13 protein-coding genes are annotated in these 15131 nt (G+C 30.3%); 6 read left to right on the top strand and 7 right to left on the bottom strand.

Annotated features, from left to right (window positions below):
• Positions 1-25: 25 nt before the first annotated feature.
• Positions 26-385 (bottom strand): hypothetical protein, encoded by a 360-nt coding sequence (locus tag DS884_RS15300; RefSeq protein WP_113787372.1) that lies wholly within the window; start codon positions 383-385, stop codon positions 26-28.
• Positions 386-436: 51 nt separating this feature from the next.
• Positions 437-709 carry a hypothetical protein gene (locus DS884_RS15305; RefSeq protein WP_113787373.1) on the bottom strand — a complete coding sequence of 91 codons (273 nt, stop codon included), beginning with the start codon at positions 707-709 and terminating at the stop codon, positions 437-439.
• Between the two features lie 533 nt (positions 710-1242).
• Between DS884_RS15305 and DS884_RS15310 the strand changes: the two genes are divergently transcribed.
• Entirely contained in the window at positions 1243-3717 is a 2475-nt protein-coding gene (locus DS884_RS15310; RefSeq protein WP_113787374.1) for an outer membrane beta-barrel family protein, read from the top strand.
• A 208-nt stretch (positions 3718-3925) separates the two neighbouring features.
• Positions 3926-4381: a helix-turn-helix domain-containing protein gene (locus tag DS884_RS15315; RefSeq protein WP_113787375.1), complete on the top strand. Its 456-nt coding sequence runs from the start codon at positions 3926-3928 to the stop codon at positions 4379-4381.
• A gap of 95 nt (positions 4382-4476) precedes the next feature.
• On the opposite strand, the gene DS884_RS18590 is transcribed toward DS884_RS15315, so the two are convergent.
• Positions 4477-4650: a hypothetical protein gene (locus DS884_RS18590; RefSeq protein WP_176974425.1), complete on the bottom strand. Its 174-nt coding sequence runs from the start codon at positions 4648-4650 to the stop codon at positions 4477-4479.
• 149 nt (positions 4651-4799) lie between these two features.
• Between DS884_RS18590 and fumC the strand changes: the two genes are divergently transcribed.
• The 4 genes from fumC (at position 4800) to DS884_RS15340 (ending at position 11414) form a co-directional block, all read left to right on the top strand.
• The gene (fumC, locus tag DS884_RS15325) at positions 4800-6197 is read left to right on the top strand and encodes a class II fumarate hydratase (RefSeq protein WP_093871640.1); all 1398 of its coding nucleotides are present in this window, start codon (positions 4800-4802) and stop codon (positions 6195-6197) included.
• Positions 6198-6282: 85 nt separating this feature from the next.
• Positions 6283-6756, top strand: coding sequence for a nucleoside deaminase (locus DS884_RS15330; RefSeq protein WP_093871641.1), 474 nt, complete (start codon positions 6283-6285; stop codon positions 6754-6756).
• Between the two features lie 249 nt (positions 6757-7005).
• Positions 7006-10194, top strand: coding sequence for a LodA/GoxA family CTQ-dependent oxidase (locus DS884_RS15335; protein ID WP_158530856.1), 3189 nt, complete (start codon positions 7006-7008; stop codon positions 10192-10194).
• Between the two features lie 98 nt (positions 10195-10292).
• Complete coding sequence (locus tag DS884_RS15340; protein WP_113787376.1) at positions 10293-11414, top strand: NAD(P)/FAD-dependent oxidoreductase; 1122 nt, start codon at positions 10293-10295, stop codon at positions 11412-11414.
• A gap of 41 nt (positions 11415-11455) precedes the next feature.
• Here DS884_RS15340 and DS884_RS15345 read toward each other — a convergent pair whose 3' ends face one another.
• The 4 genes from DS884_RS15345 to DS884_RS15360 all read right to left on the bottom strand — a co-directional run bounded on the left by DS884_RS15345 (position 11456) and on the right by DS884_RS15360 (position 15057).
• Positions 11456-12217, bottom strand: coding sequence for a trypsin-like serine peptidase (locus DS884_RS15345; RefSeq protein WP_113787377.1), 762 nt, complete (start codon positions 12215-12217; stop codon positions 11456-11458).
• Positions 12218-12391: 174 nt separating this feature from the next.
• On the bottom strand, positions 12392-13891 hold the full coding sequence (locus DS884_RS15350; protein ID WP_113787378.1) for a hypothetical protein: 1500 nt from the start codon (positions 13889-13891) through the stop codon (positions 12392-12394).
• A gap of 229 nt (positions 13892-14120) precedes the next feature.
• Entirely contained in the window at positions 14121-14504 is a 384-nt protein-coding gene (locus tag DS884_RS15355; RefSeq protein ID WP_317047343.1) for a DUF6768 family protein, read from the bottom strand.
• A complete protein-coding gene (locus DS884_RS15360) occupies positions 14497-15057 on the bottom strand; it encodes an RNA polymerase sigma factor (RefSeq protein ID WP_113787380.1) in 561 nt (186 codons plus the stop codon). Before DS884_RS15360 ends, DS884_RS15355 begins: the two co-directional genes overlap by 8 nt.
• Between the last annotated feature and the right edge of the window lie 74 nt (positions 15058-15131).

Genomic DNA, 15131 nt, shown 5'->3' on the forward strand with positions numbered 1-15131 from the left:
TTCAATTAATTTTTATTTTAATTAATTAATTAATTAATTCATAAATTCTTTTTCCTCTTTTATAAGTATTATACCTGCCCAAATTAATATCATTATTTGAAGGATCTAATCTTGAATATATAATTTTAAATTCTTCCCCTATACAACCATCAACACCATTTTCACACTTAAAAGAATAGACGTTGCATTCGCTTACATATTTTTTATTTTTCACCCTAAAAGAATACTTTAAATAATATTTACCACCAGCTTTATAATAATCTATAATTTTTGCTTTAGCTTCTACTTTATTATTTACAAGTTCTTTATCTCGATATGTTAAATACAATACTGTAAATATGAAAAATAAAAAAGCTACTAAGGTTGCTATTTGATCTCTATTCATTTAACTACTATTTTTCTAATTATTATTTAATAGACTATCTATAAACGGTTTTCAAACATCTTTATCACAATAATTAGAGTTGTCCAATTCTTCTAAAAGTTTTGACAATTTATTTTCAATTATTAGAACATCTCTTTTACCAATTACTTTTTTATTTTGGTAGTTTACGCTTATAAGATGACTTATGAAACCTTCTTCAAGTTTGAAATTTGGATATTTCTTGAGATAATATGGTAAATAGGATGGGCAAATAAAAACACCATCAGTATAATACGAATCAGGAAAGATCAATTCATCATTTTCAAAATTGATAAAATACCCCATCCAACCAAGAACAAATGTTCCTGCTTCAAGAAAATTTATAATTTCATTAATTTGAGGATCAACAAAACTTTCTCTAATTCAATCCTTCAGGGAAATTCCCTGCCTGATGTTATTATATTCTTTTAAAAAACCAACTAAATTCAAAACTTTATAAATTTTCCTTTAACATATATAATTAAAACTTCAATAAAAATTGCTATTTTCATGATTCTTTCACCTCTACTCCACCCTATATTTACTATCGATTACAAAAAATGAGTATTTTATTAAAAAAACACTCTACAAATTAATATAAAATAGCTTAAATATTATTGTTTTATCGCTAAAACCTTACTCATAAATTCCACTAATTATAAAAAATAACAGAATCTATGGTTTTTTAATAATATCTCTTTACATTAAAACAACACGCTAACTTTAAAAACCTCTTCATTAAATAGTTTTACATCTTTTCTTATTTAACAAAGCTTTAACTAACCCCTATTAAACCATTATAGAACTTCGCAGTCTAAAGTTTTCATATAACTAATTCAATGAAGAAAATTACATTACTCTTAGTTTTTTTAAGCATCTCCCTTTATGCTCAAAAACCTAAAACAAAACGAAATATTCCTAAAGTAAGATTAACAGGAAAAATTATAGAAACAAAATCTAAGCAACCATTAGAATATGCCACAGTTGTTTTAACACACTTAAAAAACAAAAGAGTTACCGGTGGTGTAACTGATGTTAAAGGTAATTTTGATATTCAAATACCTAAAGGAATGTATGCTATAAAAATTGAATTTATAGGCTTTAAAACTAAATCTCTTCCTAATAAAGAATTAACTCAAAATGTAAATTTAGGTACTATTACACTTAATGAAGATGCTGAAACTTTAGAAGAAGTTGAAATTATCGCTGAGAAATCTACTGTAGAAATACGCTTAGACAAAAAAATATACAATGTTGGAAAAGACATGACTGTGAAAGGTGGTAACGCTAGTGATGTTTTAGATAATGTACCATCAGTAAATGTTGATGTAGCTGGAGCTGTTAGCCTTCGTGGAAATGAAAATGTCCGTATTTTAATAGATGGTAAACCTTCTGCTTTAGTAGGCTTAAATGGAACAGATGCTTTACGTAATCTTCCTGCAGATGCTATTGAAAAAGTAGAAGTTATTACATCTCCTTCCGCTAGATATGATGCTGAAGGAACCGCGGGTATTTTAAATATTATTTTACGCAAAGGAAAAATAACCGGTTTTAATGGTTCTGTGAACTTAACAGTAGGAAATCCTGACATGCTTAGAATATCTCCTAATTTAAATTTCAGAACAAAAAAATTAAACATCTTTTCAAACTTAGGATACTCTTATAGAAAAGGTCCTGGAAATTCTCAAAGTTTTTTCACAAATTTTGAAAGTGACGGAACTGTTAAAGATTACAGGAATGAAGACAGGGTTTTTGACCGAAAAAATAACAACTACAATGGTTCATTAGGTCTTGAATACTACATATCTCAAAATAGCTCCATAACCGGTACTTATTTCTATAGAAAATCAAAAGGAGAAGATATAGCTACTAATATCACAAAAAACTTTGATGTTAATAGAAATTTGATTTCTACAGAAAATAGAATTGAAAATGAAAATGAGGATGGTAAAGACAATCAATTTTCTATAAATTACACGAATAACTTTGATGGTAATGGTAAAAAACTAATTATGGATTTTCAGTATGGAGATAGCAAAGAAATAGAGGATTCTCCTGTGACAATCAACGATGTTTTATCTGAACAAAATTCACAAATTACAGAATCAAAAGACAAACTTTTTCAAATAGACTATATATTACCTATCGGTGAAAACAGCCAAGTTGAACTTGGACATAAAACCACTTTACAAGATTTATATTCTGACTTTAAAGTTAGACTAAGACAACCAGATGGTTCTTTTGCTGAGAGTAGCTCTTCAAATGCAATAGATTTTAAACAAAATATATATGCCTTTTACGCACAGTACGGAAATAAAATTAACAAATTCTCTTATTTATTAGGTTTGCGTTCAGAAATTACAGACATTGATTTAAGAGTATTAACGACAAATCAGTTTTCTGATAAAAACTATACAGAATGGTTTCCTACTGTTAACCTTGGTTATGAATTAAATGACTCTGACAATCTTACCTTAGGATATAGTAGAAGGTTAAGAAGACCTCGTCATTGGTTTTTAAATCCTTTTGAATCTCGTAGTTCTGCTACAAATGTATTTAGAGGTAACCCTGATATCAATCCTACTTTTACTAGCTCTTTCGATTTAGGATACACAACAAAAATTAGAAAGTTAACTTTAAACTCTTCTATTTATTACCAATACTCAACAGATATAATGCAAGGTGTATCAATTATTGAGGAACGAATTATTAATGGTACACCTACAAATGTTTTTGTTCGACAACCTGTAAATCTTAGTGACCAAAGTCGCTACGGTTTTGAACTAACAACCAACTATTCTCCTGCTAAATGGGCAAAATTATCAGCTACTTTTAACTATTTCAAATTTAAAACTGATGCCTTTTCTTATGTATATACAGCTCCAAACGGAAGTAAAATTACAACCAATTTAGAAGAAGTTAATAACAGCAGTTGGTTTACACGTTTTAATGCTCGAATTACATTACCTGCAAAAATTCAATGGCAAACACGTATCATGTTCCGTGGTCCACAAGAAACTGCTCAAAGTGAAAGAAAAGGTATGTTTGTAGCCAACCTATCATTTAGTAAAGATATTTTTAAAGAAAAAGCTTCTTTAGTTTTAAATGCAAGTGATTTATTTAATACTCGTAAGAGAGAAACAACTACCTATAATGGAGACAGAGCCAATCCTAGTAATATAATTGATGGTAGCTTTCAATGGAGAGAACGTCAAATATCTTTAAGTTTTACATATCGTTTTAATCAAAAGAAAAAACGAGAACGTTCACAAAGAGGTAACGATAATGGCGGTAGTGGTGAATTTGGAGGATAATTTTTTTTAAAATCTAGCACTAAAAAGAAACACGGGGAAATTATTTTTTTCCGTGTTTTTTTTTAATAGTTGAAAACATTTAACCACTAAAAAAATAGGTGTCTTACATCTGACACTAAACTGTCACCCTCATGTCTACTGTATTTCATTTAAAAAAATACTCATTCGTTATCTTTGCAGTACAATTAATCTTAGAATCAAAACAACAATGGAGTACGAAGCTATCAATTTAAAAGACATCAAAAAAATGCGGTTAAAACGCCATTGGTCACAAGATCAACTAGCAGAAATGAGTGGCTTAAGCAAACGAACAATTCAACGAATTGAAAGCGGAGAAAATGCAGGGTTAGAATCAATAAAGTCATTAGCTGCTGTTTTTGAAATTAACATTACTAATTCTAATAAAAAAATTGAACAAATTAAACTAGAAGAAGAATACATTCAAAAAGTAAAAGGTTTTTATAAGCTTTTTTTTATTTCACTTTTAAGTTTAGTTGTGCCTTTTATAATTGCAATTAATGATTCAAGCAATTGGCCTCTATTTTTATGGATACTCGCTTCTTGGTTAATTGTTTTAGGAATATACTCACTTAATTCTTTTGATTTTTTTGGAGAAGAATGGAAAAAGAAAATAATTAGTAAAAAGTTTAATAAGAACCAATAAAAGCTTAATTCAATTGTATACTAAAATTCTATCTATACCAATTAAAAAAGCTCGTTCATGATGAACGAGCTTTTTTTATATTTTATAAAAACTACCTACTTACCTTCAGCAGCTTTTTTAGCTTCTCTTTTTAATTTTATGTTTTCCCAGATAGTTCCACCAATCCAATAAGGAACTACAAATGTTAATAAGAAAATTAACAACCAAAATCCAGCTGTAAAAATAAACATAAATAAAACTAAACCTGAGAATTCTGAAAAATCTAACATTTGTTTTTTATTAAAATTGTTACGAGCTACAAAATTATAACTATTTTTCGTTACTAGCAATAAAATCTGATAAAAATCAACTACTAAATCTATTAGAATTTGTAATTTTGGTCATCATTAATTTTTAGCATTTTAAAAATCATTTACAAATGAAATACAGAATCGAAAAAGATACTATGGGACAGGTAGAAGTGCCTGCTGATAAATATTGGGGAGCTCAAACCGAGCGTTCTCGTAATAATTTTAAAATCGGTCCTGCTGCATCTATGCCTTTAGAAGTGGTATACGGATTTGCTTACTTAAAAAAAGCCGCAGCTTTTACAAACTGTGAATTAGGTGTATTGGCTCAAGAAAAAAGAGATTTAATAGCACAAGTATGTGATGAAATTTTAGAAGGTAAGCACGACGATCAATTTCCTTTAGTAATTTGGCAAACAGGTTCAGGTACACAATCTAACATGAATGTGAATGAAGTTGTTGCTAATAGAGCGCATGAAATTGCAGGAAAAGTAATTGGTGAAGGAGAAAAAACAATTCAACCTAATGATGATGTAAATAAATCACAATCATCTAACGATACTTTCCCTACAGGAATGCATATCGCAGCTTACAAAAAGATTGTAGAAGTTACCATTCCTGGAGTAGAGCAATTACGTGATACTTTACAAGCAAAATCAGAGGCTTTTAAAGATGTTGTAAAAATTGGCCGTACTCACTTAATGGATGCTACTCCCCTAACTTTAGGACAAGAGTTTTCAGGGTATGTTGCTCAATTAAACTTTGGTTTAAAAGCATTAAAAAACTCATTAGCACATTTAGCTCAGTTAGCTTTAGGTGGAACTGCTGTAGGTACAGGTTTAAATACTCCTGCTGGATACGATGTATTAGTAGCTAAATATATTGCCGAGTTTACCAAACTTCCTTTTATTACTGCTGAAAATAAGTTTGAGGCTTTGGCTGCACATGATGCTTTAGTTGAAACTCACGGATCTTTAAAACAATTAGCTGTTTCTTTAAACAAAATAGCAAATGATATTCGCTTAATGGCATCTGGACCTCGTTCAGGTATTGGAGAATTAATTATTCCTGCTAATGAACCTGGTTCTTCTATTATGCCTGGAAAAGTAAATCCAACCCAAGCTGAAGCTATAACAATGGTTTGTGCGCAAGTTATGGGGAATGATGTTGCTGTTACAGTTGGTGGAACTCAAGGTCATTACGAATTAAATGTTTTTAAACCAATGATGGCTGCTAACGTATTACAATCTGCTCAATTAATTGGAGATGCTTGTGTCTCTTTTGATGTTAATTGTGCTGCTGGTATTGAACCAAATCATTCTAGAATTACTGAATTAGTGAATAATTCATTAATGTTAGTTACTGCTTTAAATACAAAAATCGGGTATTATAAAGCTGCTGAAATCGCTAATACAGCACATCAAAATGGTACTACTTTAAAAGAAGAAGCTGTTCGTTTAGGATATGTAACCCCTGAACAATATGACGAATGGGTAAAACCTGAAGACATGACTGGAAGTTTAAAATAAACTTTTTAATAAACATATAAGTTTAAAAAGGTTGTAAATAAATTACAACCTTTTTTCATCTCTACTATTTAAATAATTTCAAAAAATGAATAAACACGAAGAATTTATGAGTGAAGCTGTAAAAGCAGCTTTAAGAGGAATGCAAAACAACGAAGGAGGACCATTTGGGTGTATTATTGTAAAAGACGGAGAAATTATAGGTCGTGGTAATAATAAAGTTACCTCAACAAATGACCCTACTGCTCATGCAGAAGTTACTGCTATTAGAAATGCATGTAAAAATTTAAGCTCTTTTCAACTAGAAGGCTGTATTATTTATACATCTTGTGAACCATGCCCTATGTGTTTAGGTGCTATTTATTGGGCTAGGCCTGAAAAAGTTTTTTATGGAAGTAATCAAGTAGATGCTGCAAACATTGGTTTTGATGATGAGTTTATTTACAAAGAAATTCCTTTACCTTATGAAAAACGTAGTATTCCGTTTGAACAAGTAGGCCGTGAAATAGCGCTAGAGCCTTTTGAAAAATGGACTGAAAAGCAAGATAAAACAGAATATTAAATTATGCTTTATCTAAAAACTCCACAACAAAATGTTGTGGAGTTTTTCATTTATAAAAATCATGTGTATTTTTTACTTAGTCTTTTCTTATTTCGCAACTCTGACAAATTTCTTAATAGACATAGTTTTACTACATTTTCTTCTATACCCAAAATTAAAACGTTCATGATTTTTTTAAATTAACTACGCCATTTATTCCCTATTTTTAAAGGTATTTAACAATTTCACTAAGTAATAAACTAACTAACAATGACAAAACCTCTAAATGAAAAGTCATCTTCTTGCTGGAACTGCGATGGAGATATTACCTTAGTTACACAACGTCTTAAAGAGATGTTTGTAGAAATGGGACAAAAAACTAGAATTGAAAACGGTCAAAAACCTGCTGAAAGAGCTGTTTTCAGAAAGCAACATGGTATAGCCTATGGTCGTTTTGAAATAAATAAAAATATAGACGAGAAATTTAAAGTTGGAATATTTGCAGGAGATACTTATGAATGTGCCGTTCGCTTTTCAAGTGACACAGGACCAACATCTCCAGATTTACATTCTACCTTAGGGGTAGGTTTAAAATTATTTGGTGTTGACGGACCAAAATTACTAGGTGATGGAACTAATGCTGATTTCATTTTTCAAAATATTGATCGATTTTTTGCTCGTGATGCTAGTCAAATGTGCAGTTTTACTACTGCTGGTGTTATTGATCGTGACTATAGCTCTTATATTGGAAAACACCCTGAACTTGCTAGCATTTTACAAGCCATGACTAAAGAAGAAGCTAGTGTATTAAGCGCAAGTTATTGGGCAATTCTCCCTTTTAAATTAGGTGACTCTCAAATTGTAAAATATCGTTTGGTTCCTGATGATACTTATAAAGGAACCCCTTTTAATGATACAAATTATTTAGGCTTAGACCTGCAACAACGTTTAGTAAAAAAAGAAGCTACTTTTCGTTTTGAAATACAACTAAGAACCAATGACGCTACTATGCCATTGGATGATGCGCAAGTAGTTTGGAGTACAGAAGAGAGTCCATATATATGTATTGCTAAACTACATTTACCTCAGCAAGATGTTTCAAGTATTGGTCAAGCTGAATTTGGAAGTAATTTAGCGTTTAATATTTGGAGAACGTTACCACAACATGAACCATTAGGTTCTATTGCACAAGCAAGAAAAGTAGTATATGCTGCAAGTGCTGAAGCAAGACACCAAGCGAACGGACAGCAATTACACGAACCAAAAAGCATCAATCCAAATTTTGAAGGAAATACTGATGAAAACAGTGACTGCATTGTAAAAGCAGGTATCTATCCTCCTATTGGAGTTATGAGAGTTGGAAATAGCAAAGATGAATACTTTCTTGGGCCTTTAGTTGACAATCCTGAGCCACAAACCGATTCGTATGCGTATAGAGATAAAACTGGTGCTTTAAAAAGACAAGCTGCTCAATTTAGAATTTATGGATTCAATGCAGCTGGTAAAGCTGTAAAAGAATTAACTGCAGAAAACTCTAACATTACATGGCATAGTCATTTATCAAATCAAAAATCTTCATGGTATCAATTCAACATTGCTTTAGATATTCCAGAAGCTGCAGATAGTCCTCCTTCTTTATTACGTAACATAGATGTAAAAGACAGAAACTCTTTATTAATAGATGGTGGTGCTAAATCTATTTCTGGAACAAACATTAAGGATGGTCCTTTTTTTGAAGGAGAATTTTTATCTAAAAAAGTGTATTTAGGGGAAATGCATACCGATGAAAAAGGTCGTTTAATTATGCTAGGTGGACATGGGAAATCAGAAAATATAAATGGAGATATTGCTATTACTTTTGCTAACAATGAAGGTTGGTATGATGACATTTCTGACGGACCTGTTACTGCCGAAGTTGAATATAATGGAAACAAGCTTATAGTAGATCCTGCTTGGGTTATTTGTGCACCACCTGATTATGCACCGATGCAAAAGTCAGTACGTACTATGTGGGATTTAATGCGTGATGTAGCTGTAAAATCTAAAATGTTAGTTCGTCCTACAAGACCGTCTTTCACTAAAGATATTTTACCTATTTTTCAACGTATGACTGATTTACAATGGGTAAATGCAGGTTTTGCCGGTGCTTTTGGATTTGGAGGACAATTTAACTACACCACTAACGAATGGATTAAACGATTAGGAAACCCATCTTCTGCATATATGGAAATGCGTAGAACAATTTCAAATAATTTCCGTCGATTTGATGTTACAGGTGCTGAAGCACCTCAATTATGGCCTTGGTTATATGGTGATGCTATTAGTATTCCGTCAACAGGTTCTGTTCGTCAACATGCCACATTATCAAATTTACAGTTAGAGTTTTTAGACCAATGGGTTAAAGGAGATTTTGATGCCGATTATATAGATATGACTGGATGCCCACACACACCAAAAGCTCAATCAATAGATGACTTACCTATAACTGAACAACCAGATATGCTTACCAAAGCTGCAATGGAGTTTTGTTTAGCTGATGCTTTTCATCCTGGATGTGAAATGACCTGGCCTATGCGTTCTTCAGGAATGTACATGGCTCCTTTTAGAATAAAACATGCTCCAAAAACACCTCCAGTTAATACTATGTATTATGGACCTATCATGAATAATGAAGTACTCCCGTTAGCAAAAGGACCTATTTTAGGGGGACAAGTAGCTGGTAGTATTACTCGTTGGATGGCTATTCCTTGGCAAACTGATACTGCAAGTTGTAGAGATGGTTATACCAGTGAATATGACCCATATTTACCAACATTTTGGCCTGCCAGAGTACCTAATAATATTTTAAATGAAGAACGTTATGAAGAAGCTGTTGACACTAATCTATCTGAAGAAACTCGTATCCAAGCTTTTAATTACCGTACTGAATGGCTAGATAATCTTCCTTTAGATGGTGCAGCTCCAACCTATACGAATCAAATTAACAGTATGGTTAAATATTTTGATAAACTAGCAGTTGTTCAAAAACGTCCTGGAGTAACTCATGATCCTAATTTCCCTAAAGAAATGCAAGTTGGAATTACACCTACTACTGAGCAAGAAGCTACATTATTAAAAGCTACTTTAGCAGATTTAGATACTATTTTAAATAGTAGTCATACTTTAAATGATGCTACTAAAAATATACTAAACGCAGCAGTAGATAAACTTTCTCATGACAACCTTTTAAACGAACAATTCTTATTAGAAGGAGCTAAAGGTGAATTACTAACGTTAGTAGAAGATGAATTAACAAAAGATTTTACTCCATCTTCAAACGTTACTAACACCATTCATCTTATTGCTTCTAAATTACATACAATGAAACAATCAGACTCACATCAGCAAGAAGTTTCTAAAAAAGTAGAAGTAGGTATTCCTGAAAAAATGACACGTTTTTCAAGATATACTCCTAAATAAATTACTTTTATAAGTATTCAATAAACACAATCTTGTAAAAGTATTACAAGGTTGTGTTTAAAAGTAAATTAAATATTAACTCTTTTAACACTCACTTTGTGAGAAAAACAGATATACTTATTATTGGCGGAGGTATTGCGGGTTGCATTGCTGCTATCTCCTTAGCTAAGGATTATAATGTTACTTTAATAGACAAACAAATAACTCCTTCTGATCGAATTGGTGAATCATTAGCTCCTGCTGCCCAAAGAATTTTAAAGAAACTAGATCTTTTAGAAAATGAATCAGATGAATTTAAACAAACATTATTTAGTAATAACCTTGGTATGCAATCATACTGGGGAAGCAATCAACTTCATATTGTAGATCATCTTAAAAATCCTGATGGGTTTTCTAAAAGCTTAGATAGGGCAAAATTTGAAACATACCTCAGAAAAAAAGCATCAGACAGAGGTGTTCTTTGTTTATGGGGAATACGTCTTTTTAATAGCGTTTACGAAGAAAATATATGGAGAGTAACCGGTAAATCTGATAATTTAAAAAACAGAACTACTCATGCTATTGAAGCAAGTTTTGTTATAGATGCTACAGGAAGACAATCTCACTTTGCAAAAAGTATAGGAATTAAACGAATTCAATGTGATAAATTAATTTCATGTTGGATAAGTATGCCAAATACAAATATAAATACTATGAGTACTATTGTTGCTGAGCAACAAGGTTGGTTGTATAGTGCAGTGTTACCTAATAACACCAGAATTATTTCTTTTCAAACTGATTCAGATATCATAGATAAAGCGATACTTAAAAATTCTGAATCTTTTTTAGCACTTCTTAAAACGAATCAAGTAATACATTCGTTAATACCTAAAAATAAAAAAGATATTACTTTTCATGGAACTGTTAGTGCTAATTCAACACGTTTAGAACAGGTTGCTGGTAAACAATGGATTGCTTTAGGAGATGCAGCTATTAGCTTTGACCCTTTATCTTCTCAAGGTATGTTTAATGCAATGGCTAATGCTATGCAAGTTAAGGAACTACTAACAAATTTTAATATTATTAATGATTTTAGCTTAGCTAAAATGGAAAACTTCAACAATACTTATTCAAATCAAATAGAACATGTGTGGAGTCACTATTTAAAGCATAAAAATTTATTTTATAAAGCAGAAGCAAGATGGAAAGAAAGTATTTTTTGGAAAAGGAGAAACTCCTAACCTTTTATTAAATTAAAACTAGGCCTTTAAAAAAAGAAAGTTTAATTAGAATGTTTATTTAGCCATGAGATTACATTTTTATTAAAAAAAGCTGCGACATTTAACTTTTGTTCAACAAAACCAATAATGTTTTCATTTCCTCCATGATGAACTCCAATAACAAAATATCCATCTTCATCTTTATACCATAAAGGAGCTCCGCTATCTCCTTGACAAGTATACATTGGATACCCAATAATTGTATTTCTATCATTAATTTTTATAGTAGAATACAATGCATTTTTCTCTATTAATTCTCCTTTAGAATCACATGGGAATCCTGTTAAGTGTAACCTTTTATTATTTAATTCGTAATTATTTAAATACTTAAAAAAAGTTACATTCCTAACATATTTATTAGGGTTTGTAATTTTAATAATTGCAATATCATTTTCAACTCCCTTATTTTTTTCTTTATATAAAAAAAACTTAAAATCTTTTTTCTTTAAAACAATATTTTCTCCTCCTATACTATAAGATATTTTAGTAATACCTTTATTAATGATATTATGTTTAGCTGTTACAATGATATTTTCTTTAATAAAAGAACCTGTTCCACTAAATCCGTCATGAAAAAAATGATACCATCTCTTAACAGTAAACTTTATAATTGAGTTATAAGGATCTGTTTTTTTTACATTACTATCCAATATCACTCTATTTCCTTTCCACTCCTCTTCACCAGTACAAATACAATTTTGAGCTGTTAAACTTGTATTTATACAAAACACTATAAATACCAATAAATAAAAATTTACCTTCATTTGTTTACTCTATTATAAAAATTTACAATGCAATTTATTTATTATTATTTACTTTTAAATACTTAGTACTAGCGATATTTCAAAAGCCAGTAACTTTAAACATTATAACAAAAAACAAACCTCCTCAACCATGTATTTAGTTGGGGAGGTTTTGTAAAGTCAATCTTAAAAACTTTACTTCAATCTATTCTCTATAAACTCTTTTACTTCCTGTTTCGCTTTTAGCATTTCAACTTCATCAGATGTTTTTCCTTCTGCTCTTTTTATAAATGAATCGAACAGGTGACTCATATAAATTGGTGAAGTATCACTAGTATAACTTACAGCATTATGACAGCTAAAGCAATTAGCTAATGTATTTACATTAACATCTTTTAAACTACTTTTAAAAGTTTGTGTGTAAGTTTCCATTGTAACATTTGCACAATTTAAAGAACCTCTCGCTACTGATCCAGGTGTCCCGCTTCCTACACTATATTTTAACTTCACTAATAATTCAGCTTGTTGTTTTGATGATAATCCATCAGTATCAACCCAAATAGAACCGTTATAAAAATAATTTGCCCATACATCTTTTAAATTCTTTTTTACACAATTGTTAATATTTACTATGTTTTCGAAATTTACAGGCTCTTCTTGACTTGTTTTCATAAATCCTCCTGTAGAATCTCTAGGTACACCAAACTTAAAAATATCGTATACTTTATATAATGTTGATGCTTGTTTTTTAATCGTATCCCAATAAATACCATTAATTCCTGTGGTACTACCTTTAGCAAATAATAACTTATCTGAAGATGAACTTGCTTTATCTTCTTTCCAATTATAATTTGGTGCTAAATCATAATTCTCAAAAGTTGCCCAAATAAATTCAGGATGGTTTTCTACTACTCCAACAACATGCATTCCTAATAAAGCCACTTCTTTATTGGTAAAATTCCCTTTTCCATCATCTACAGCTCCAACCGTTGTAAAATAATTAGCACGTTTATTTACAGGAATTGCATCAATCGAAGTCCAAGAAACTTTTAACTCTAATGATCCAACTGGAAAAGAAGATAAATTATCTTTAACTAATGTTCCATTTAAAATAGAGTCTTTAAATTTTTCAGCTGCGTTTTTTAATGTTGGTGAAACATGAATTGAATAAAATACTGTCTCTTCTTTGTTATGTGCATTATTATATGCTGGATTTGTTCTTAAAATTCCTGATGAACCAGCTTGTGCAGTATCTTCTAAAACCACAGATGCTCCAGGCACTGGTGTTACACTTCCCAAGTGAGAATCTACTTGATACATTTTTTTTGGGTTTAAAAATAATGGTAAAGTATCTCCAACATACAATGGAACTTCCTTTCCATCTAATTTTACTAGCAATTTCTCTATTTGATATTCAGGTTTTGTTACCCATAAAAACTTTTGCCATGACCATTGATGAAAAATAGCATTTGTAGTACTTATTGTATCAAACGGACTGCCTATTCCCTCTTCTGGAGCAGGTGTTTGAGAATGTGGAAACCAATTGCTTTCACACAAGCTTTCTATTTCTAACTTATTATAAGCTACTTCAGTTTTTGCTTTTATTTGTTCTTTTTCTTTCTTTTTACAAGAGTTTAAAAACACCAAGCTCAAAATGAGCATAGTTCCTAAAGCTAGTTTAAATGATAATTTCATGATTGATTAGTTTTTGATTGTTAAACAAAGTTCTAAATTTTAACAATCATTTATTAAAAAAATGTCATGAAACCCTAAATTACAGTTATAAAAAGAGTTATTTTAATATCAAGTGTATAAATAGTCACCTTTTGAAAGTAAAAAAGTTGCTTACATAGTATCATAAGCAACTCTCTTAGTATTACATAACTTTATAAAATCGATTTTAATTATTCATATAAAAAATATTTCATTGATCTAGTTTTCCTGATAATGATGACACCTGTAATTCCAATCTTTTTATTTCTCTTAATACCGCATTTTTATCCATTTGTAACCATGCAAAAATTTTCAACATGCTAACTCCTAATAAGAACACAACTGAACCTAACGCCCATTTTATTAACTCTTTTGTTACTTCTGATTCAAAAAAATGAATAGTACAATACACAAACAACCCAAAAAACACAAGAGTCATAATGTTCATCAAATACATAATCCATTTATTTTTTCCTTGAAAAAGCCCTCCCACCATTTGAAACATATTTTGTTCCTCTAACTCTTCATAAAATTTAGCTTCTTCTTCTGATAATGTTTCCTTTATTAATTTATCTATATCTTCTATATTATTCATAATTTATATGTTTTAAAATTGTTTTTAATTTCTCTCTTGCATGAAACAATCTAGATTTAGCAGTTCCTACAGAGATATTTATTAATTCGCTAATTTCATTTAAAGAATAATTTTGTGTGTAAAAAAGTTGTATCACTATTTTTTGATTTTCGGGTAACTTTTGAATCCCTTCTCTTAATCTTTTCTTATAAATAGATTCTTTGTTTTCAGCTCCCTCAGTACAAATATTTACCGTATTATCTTTATAATATTTCTCTAATTTTAACTTTCTTTTTTTATTTAAACGTAAATAATCTATAGCTTTTCTTTTTACAATACTAATAGCCCAGCTTTTAAACTTATCTGGTTCCTCTAAATTTTCTATTTTCTTTAAAATCACCTTCCAACTTTCTTGAGCTATATCTTTTGCTACATCAGCATCTTTAACATACCAAAAAGCTAGTTTACAAAATTGTAAATGCCATTTTTTGACCAAAAAAGAAAATGCTTCTTTCTTTCCTGATTTATAGGCCAACACTAACTCTTTATCTGATGAATTATTATTATTTTTCATAATCGATTACAATACATAGACGCCCAAAAAGTTAAAAGGTTCAATTTAATTTTAAAAATAATAATTAATGTTTA

It is taken from the genome of Tenacibaculum sp. E3R01, from assembly GCF_003318185.1.
In the GTDB taxonomy this organism is placed as follows: domain Bacteria; phylum Bacteroidota; class Bacteroidia; order Flavobacteriales; family Flavobacteriaceae; genus Polaribacter; species Polaribacter halocynthiae.

Coding starts and splice junctions, on each gene's coding strand:
- DS884_RS15335 (WP_158530856.1), top strand. CDS start 7,006: ATGACAAAACCTCTAAATGAAAAGTCATCTTCTTGCTGGAACTGCGAT.
- fumC (WP_093871640.1), top strand. CDS start 4,800: ATGAAATACAGAATCGAAAAAGATACTATGGGACAGGTAGAAGTGCCT.
- DS884_RS15300 (WP_113787372.1), bottom strand. CDS start 385: ATGAATAGAGATCAAATAGCAACCTTAGTAGCTTTTTTATTTTTCATA.
- DS884_RS15305 (WP_113787373.1), bottom strand. CDS start 709: ATGGGGTATTTTATCAATTTTGAAAATGATGAATTGATCTTTCCTGAT.
- DS884_RS15360 (WP_113787380.1), bottom strand. CDS start 15,057: ATGAAAAATAATAATAATTCATCAGATAAAGAGTTAGTGTTGGCCTAT.
- DS884_RS15330 (WP_093871641.1), top strand. CDS start 6,283: ATGAATAAACACGAAGAATTTATGAGTGAAGCTGTAAAAGCAGCTTTA.
- DS884_RS15350 (WP_113787378.1), bottom strand. CDS start 13,891: ATGAAATTATCATTTAAACTAGCTTTAGGAACTATGCTCATTTTGAGC.
- DS884_RS15345 (WP_113787377.1), bottom strand. CDS start 12,217: ATGAAGGTAAATTTTTATTTATTGGTATTTATAGTGTTTTGTATAAAT.
- DS884_RS15310 (WP_113787374.1), top strand. CDS start 1,243: ATGAAGAAAATTACATTACTCTTAGTTTTTTTAAGCATCTCCCTTTAT.
- DS884_RS15315 (WP_113787375.1), top strand. CDS start 3,926: ATGGAGTACGAAGCTATCAATTTAAAAGACATCAAAAAAATGCGGTTA.
- DS884_RS18590 (WP_176974425.1), bottom strand. CDS start 4,650: ATGTTAGATTTTTCAGAATTCTCAGGTTTAGTTTTATTTATGTTTATT.
- DS884_RS15355 (WP_317047343.1), bottom strand. CDS start 14,504: ATGAATAATATAGAAGATATAGATAAATTAATAAAGGAAACATTATCA.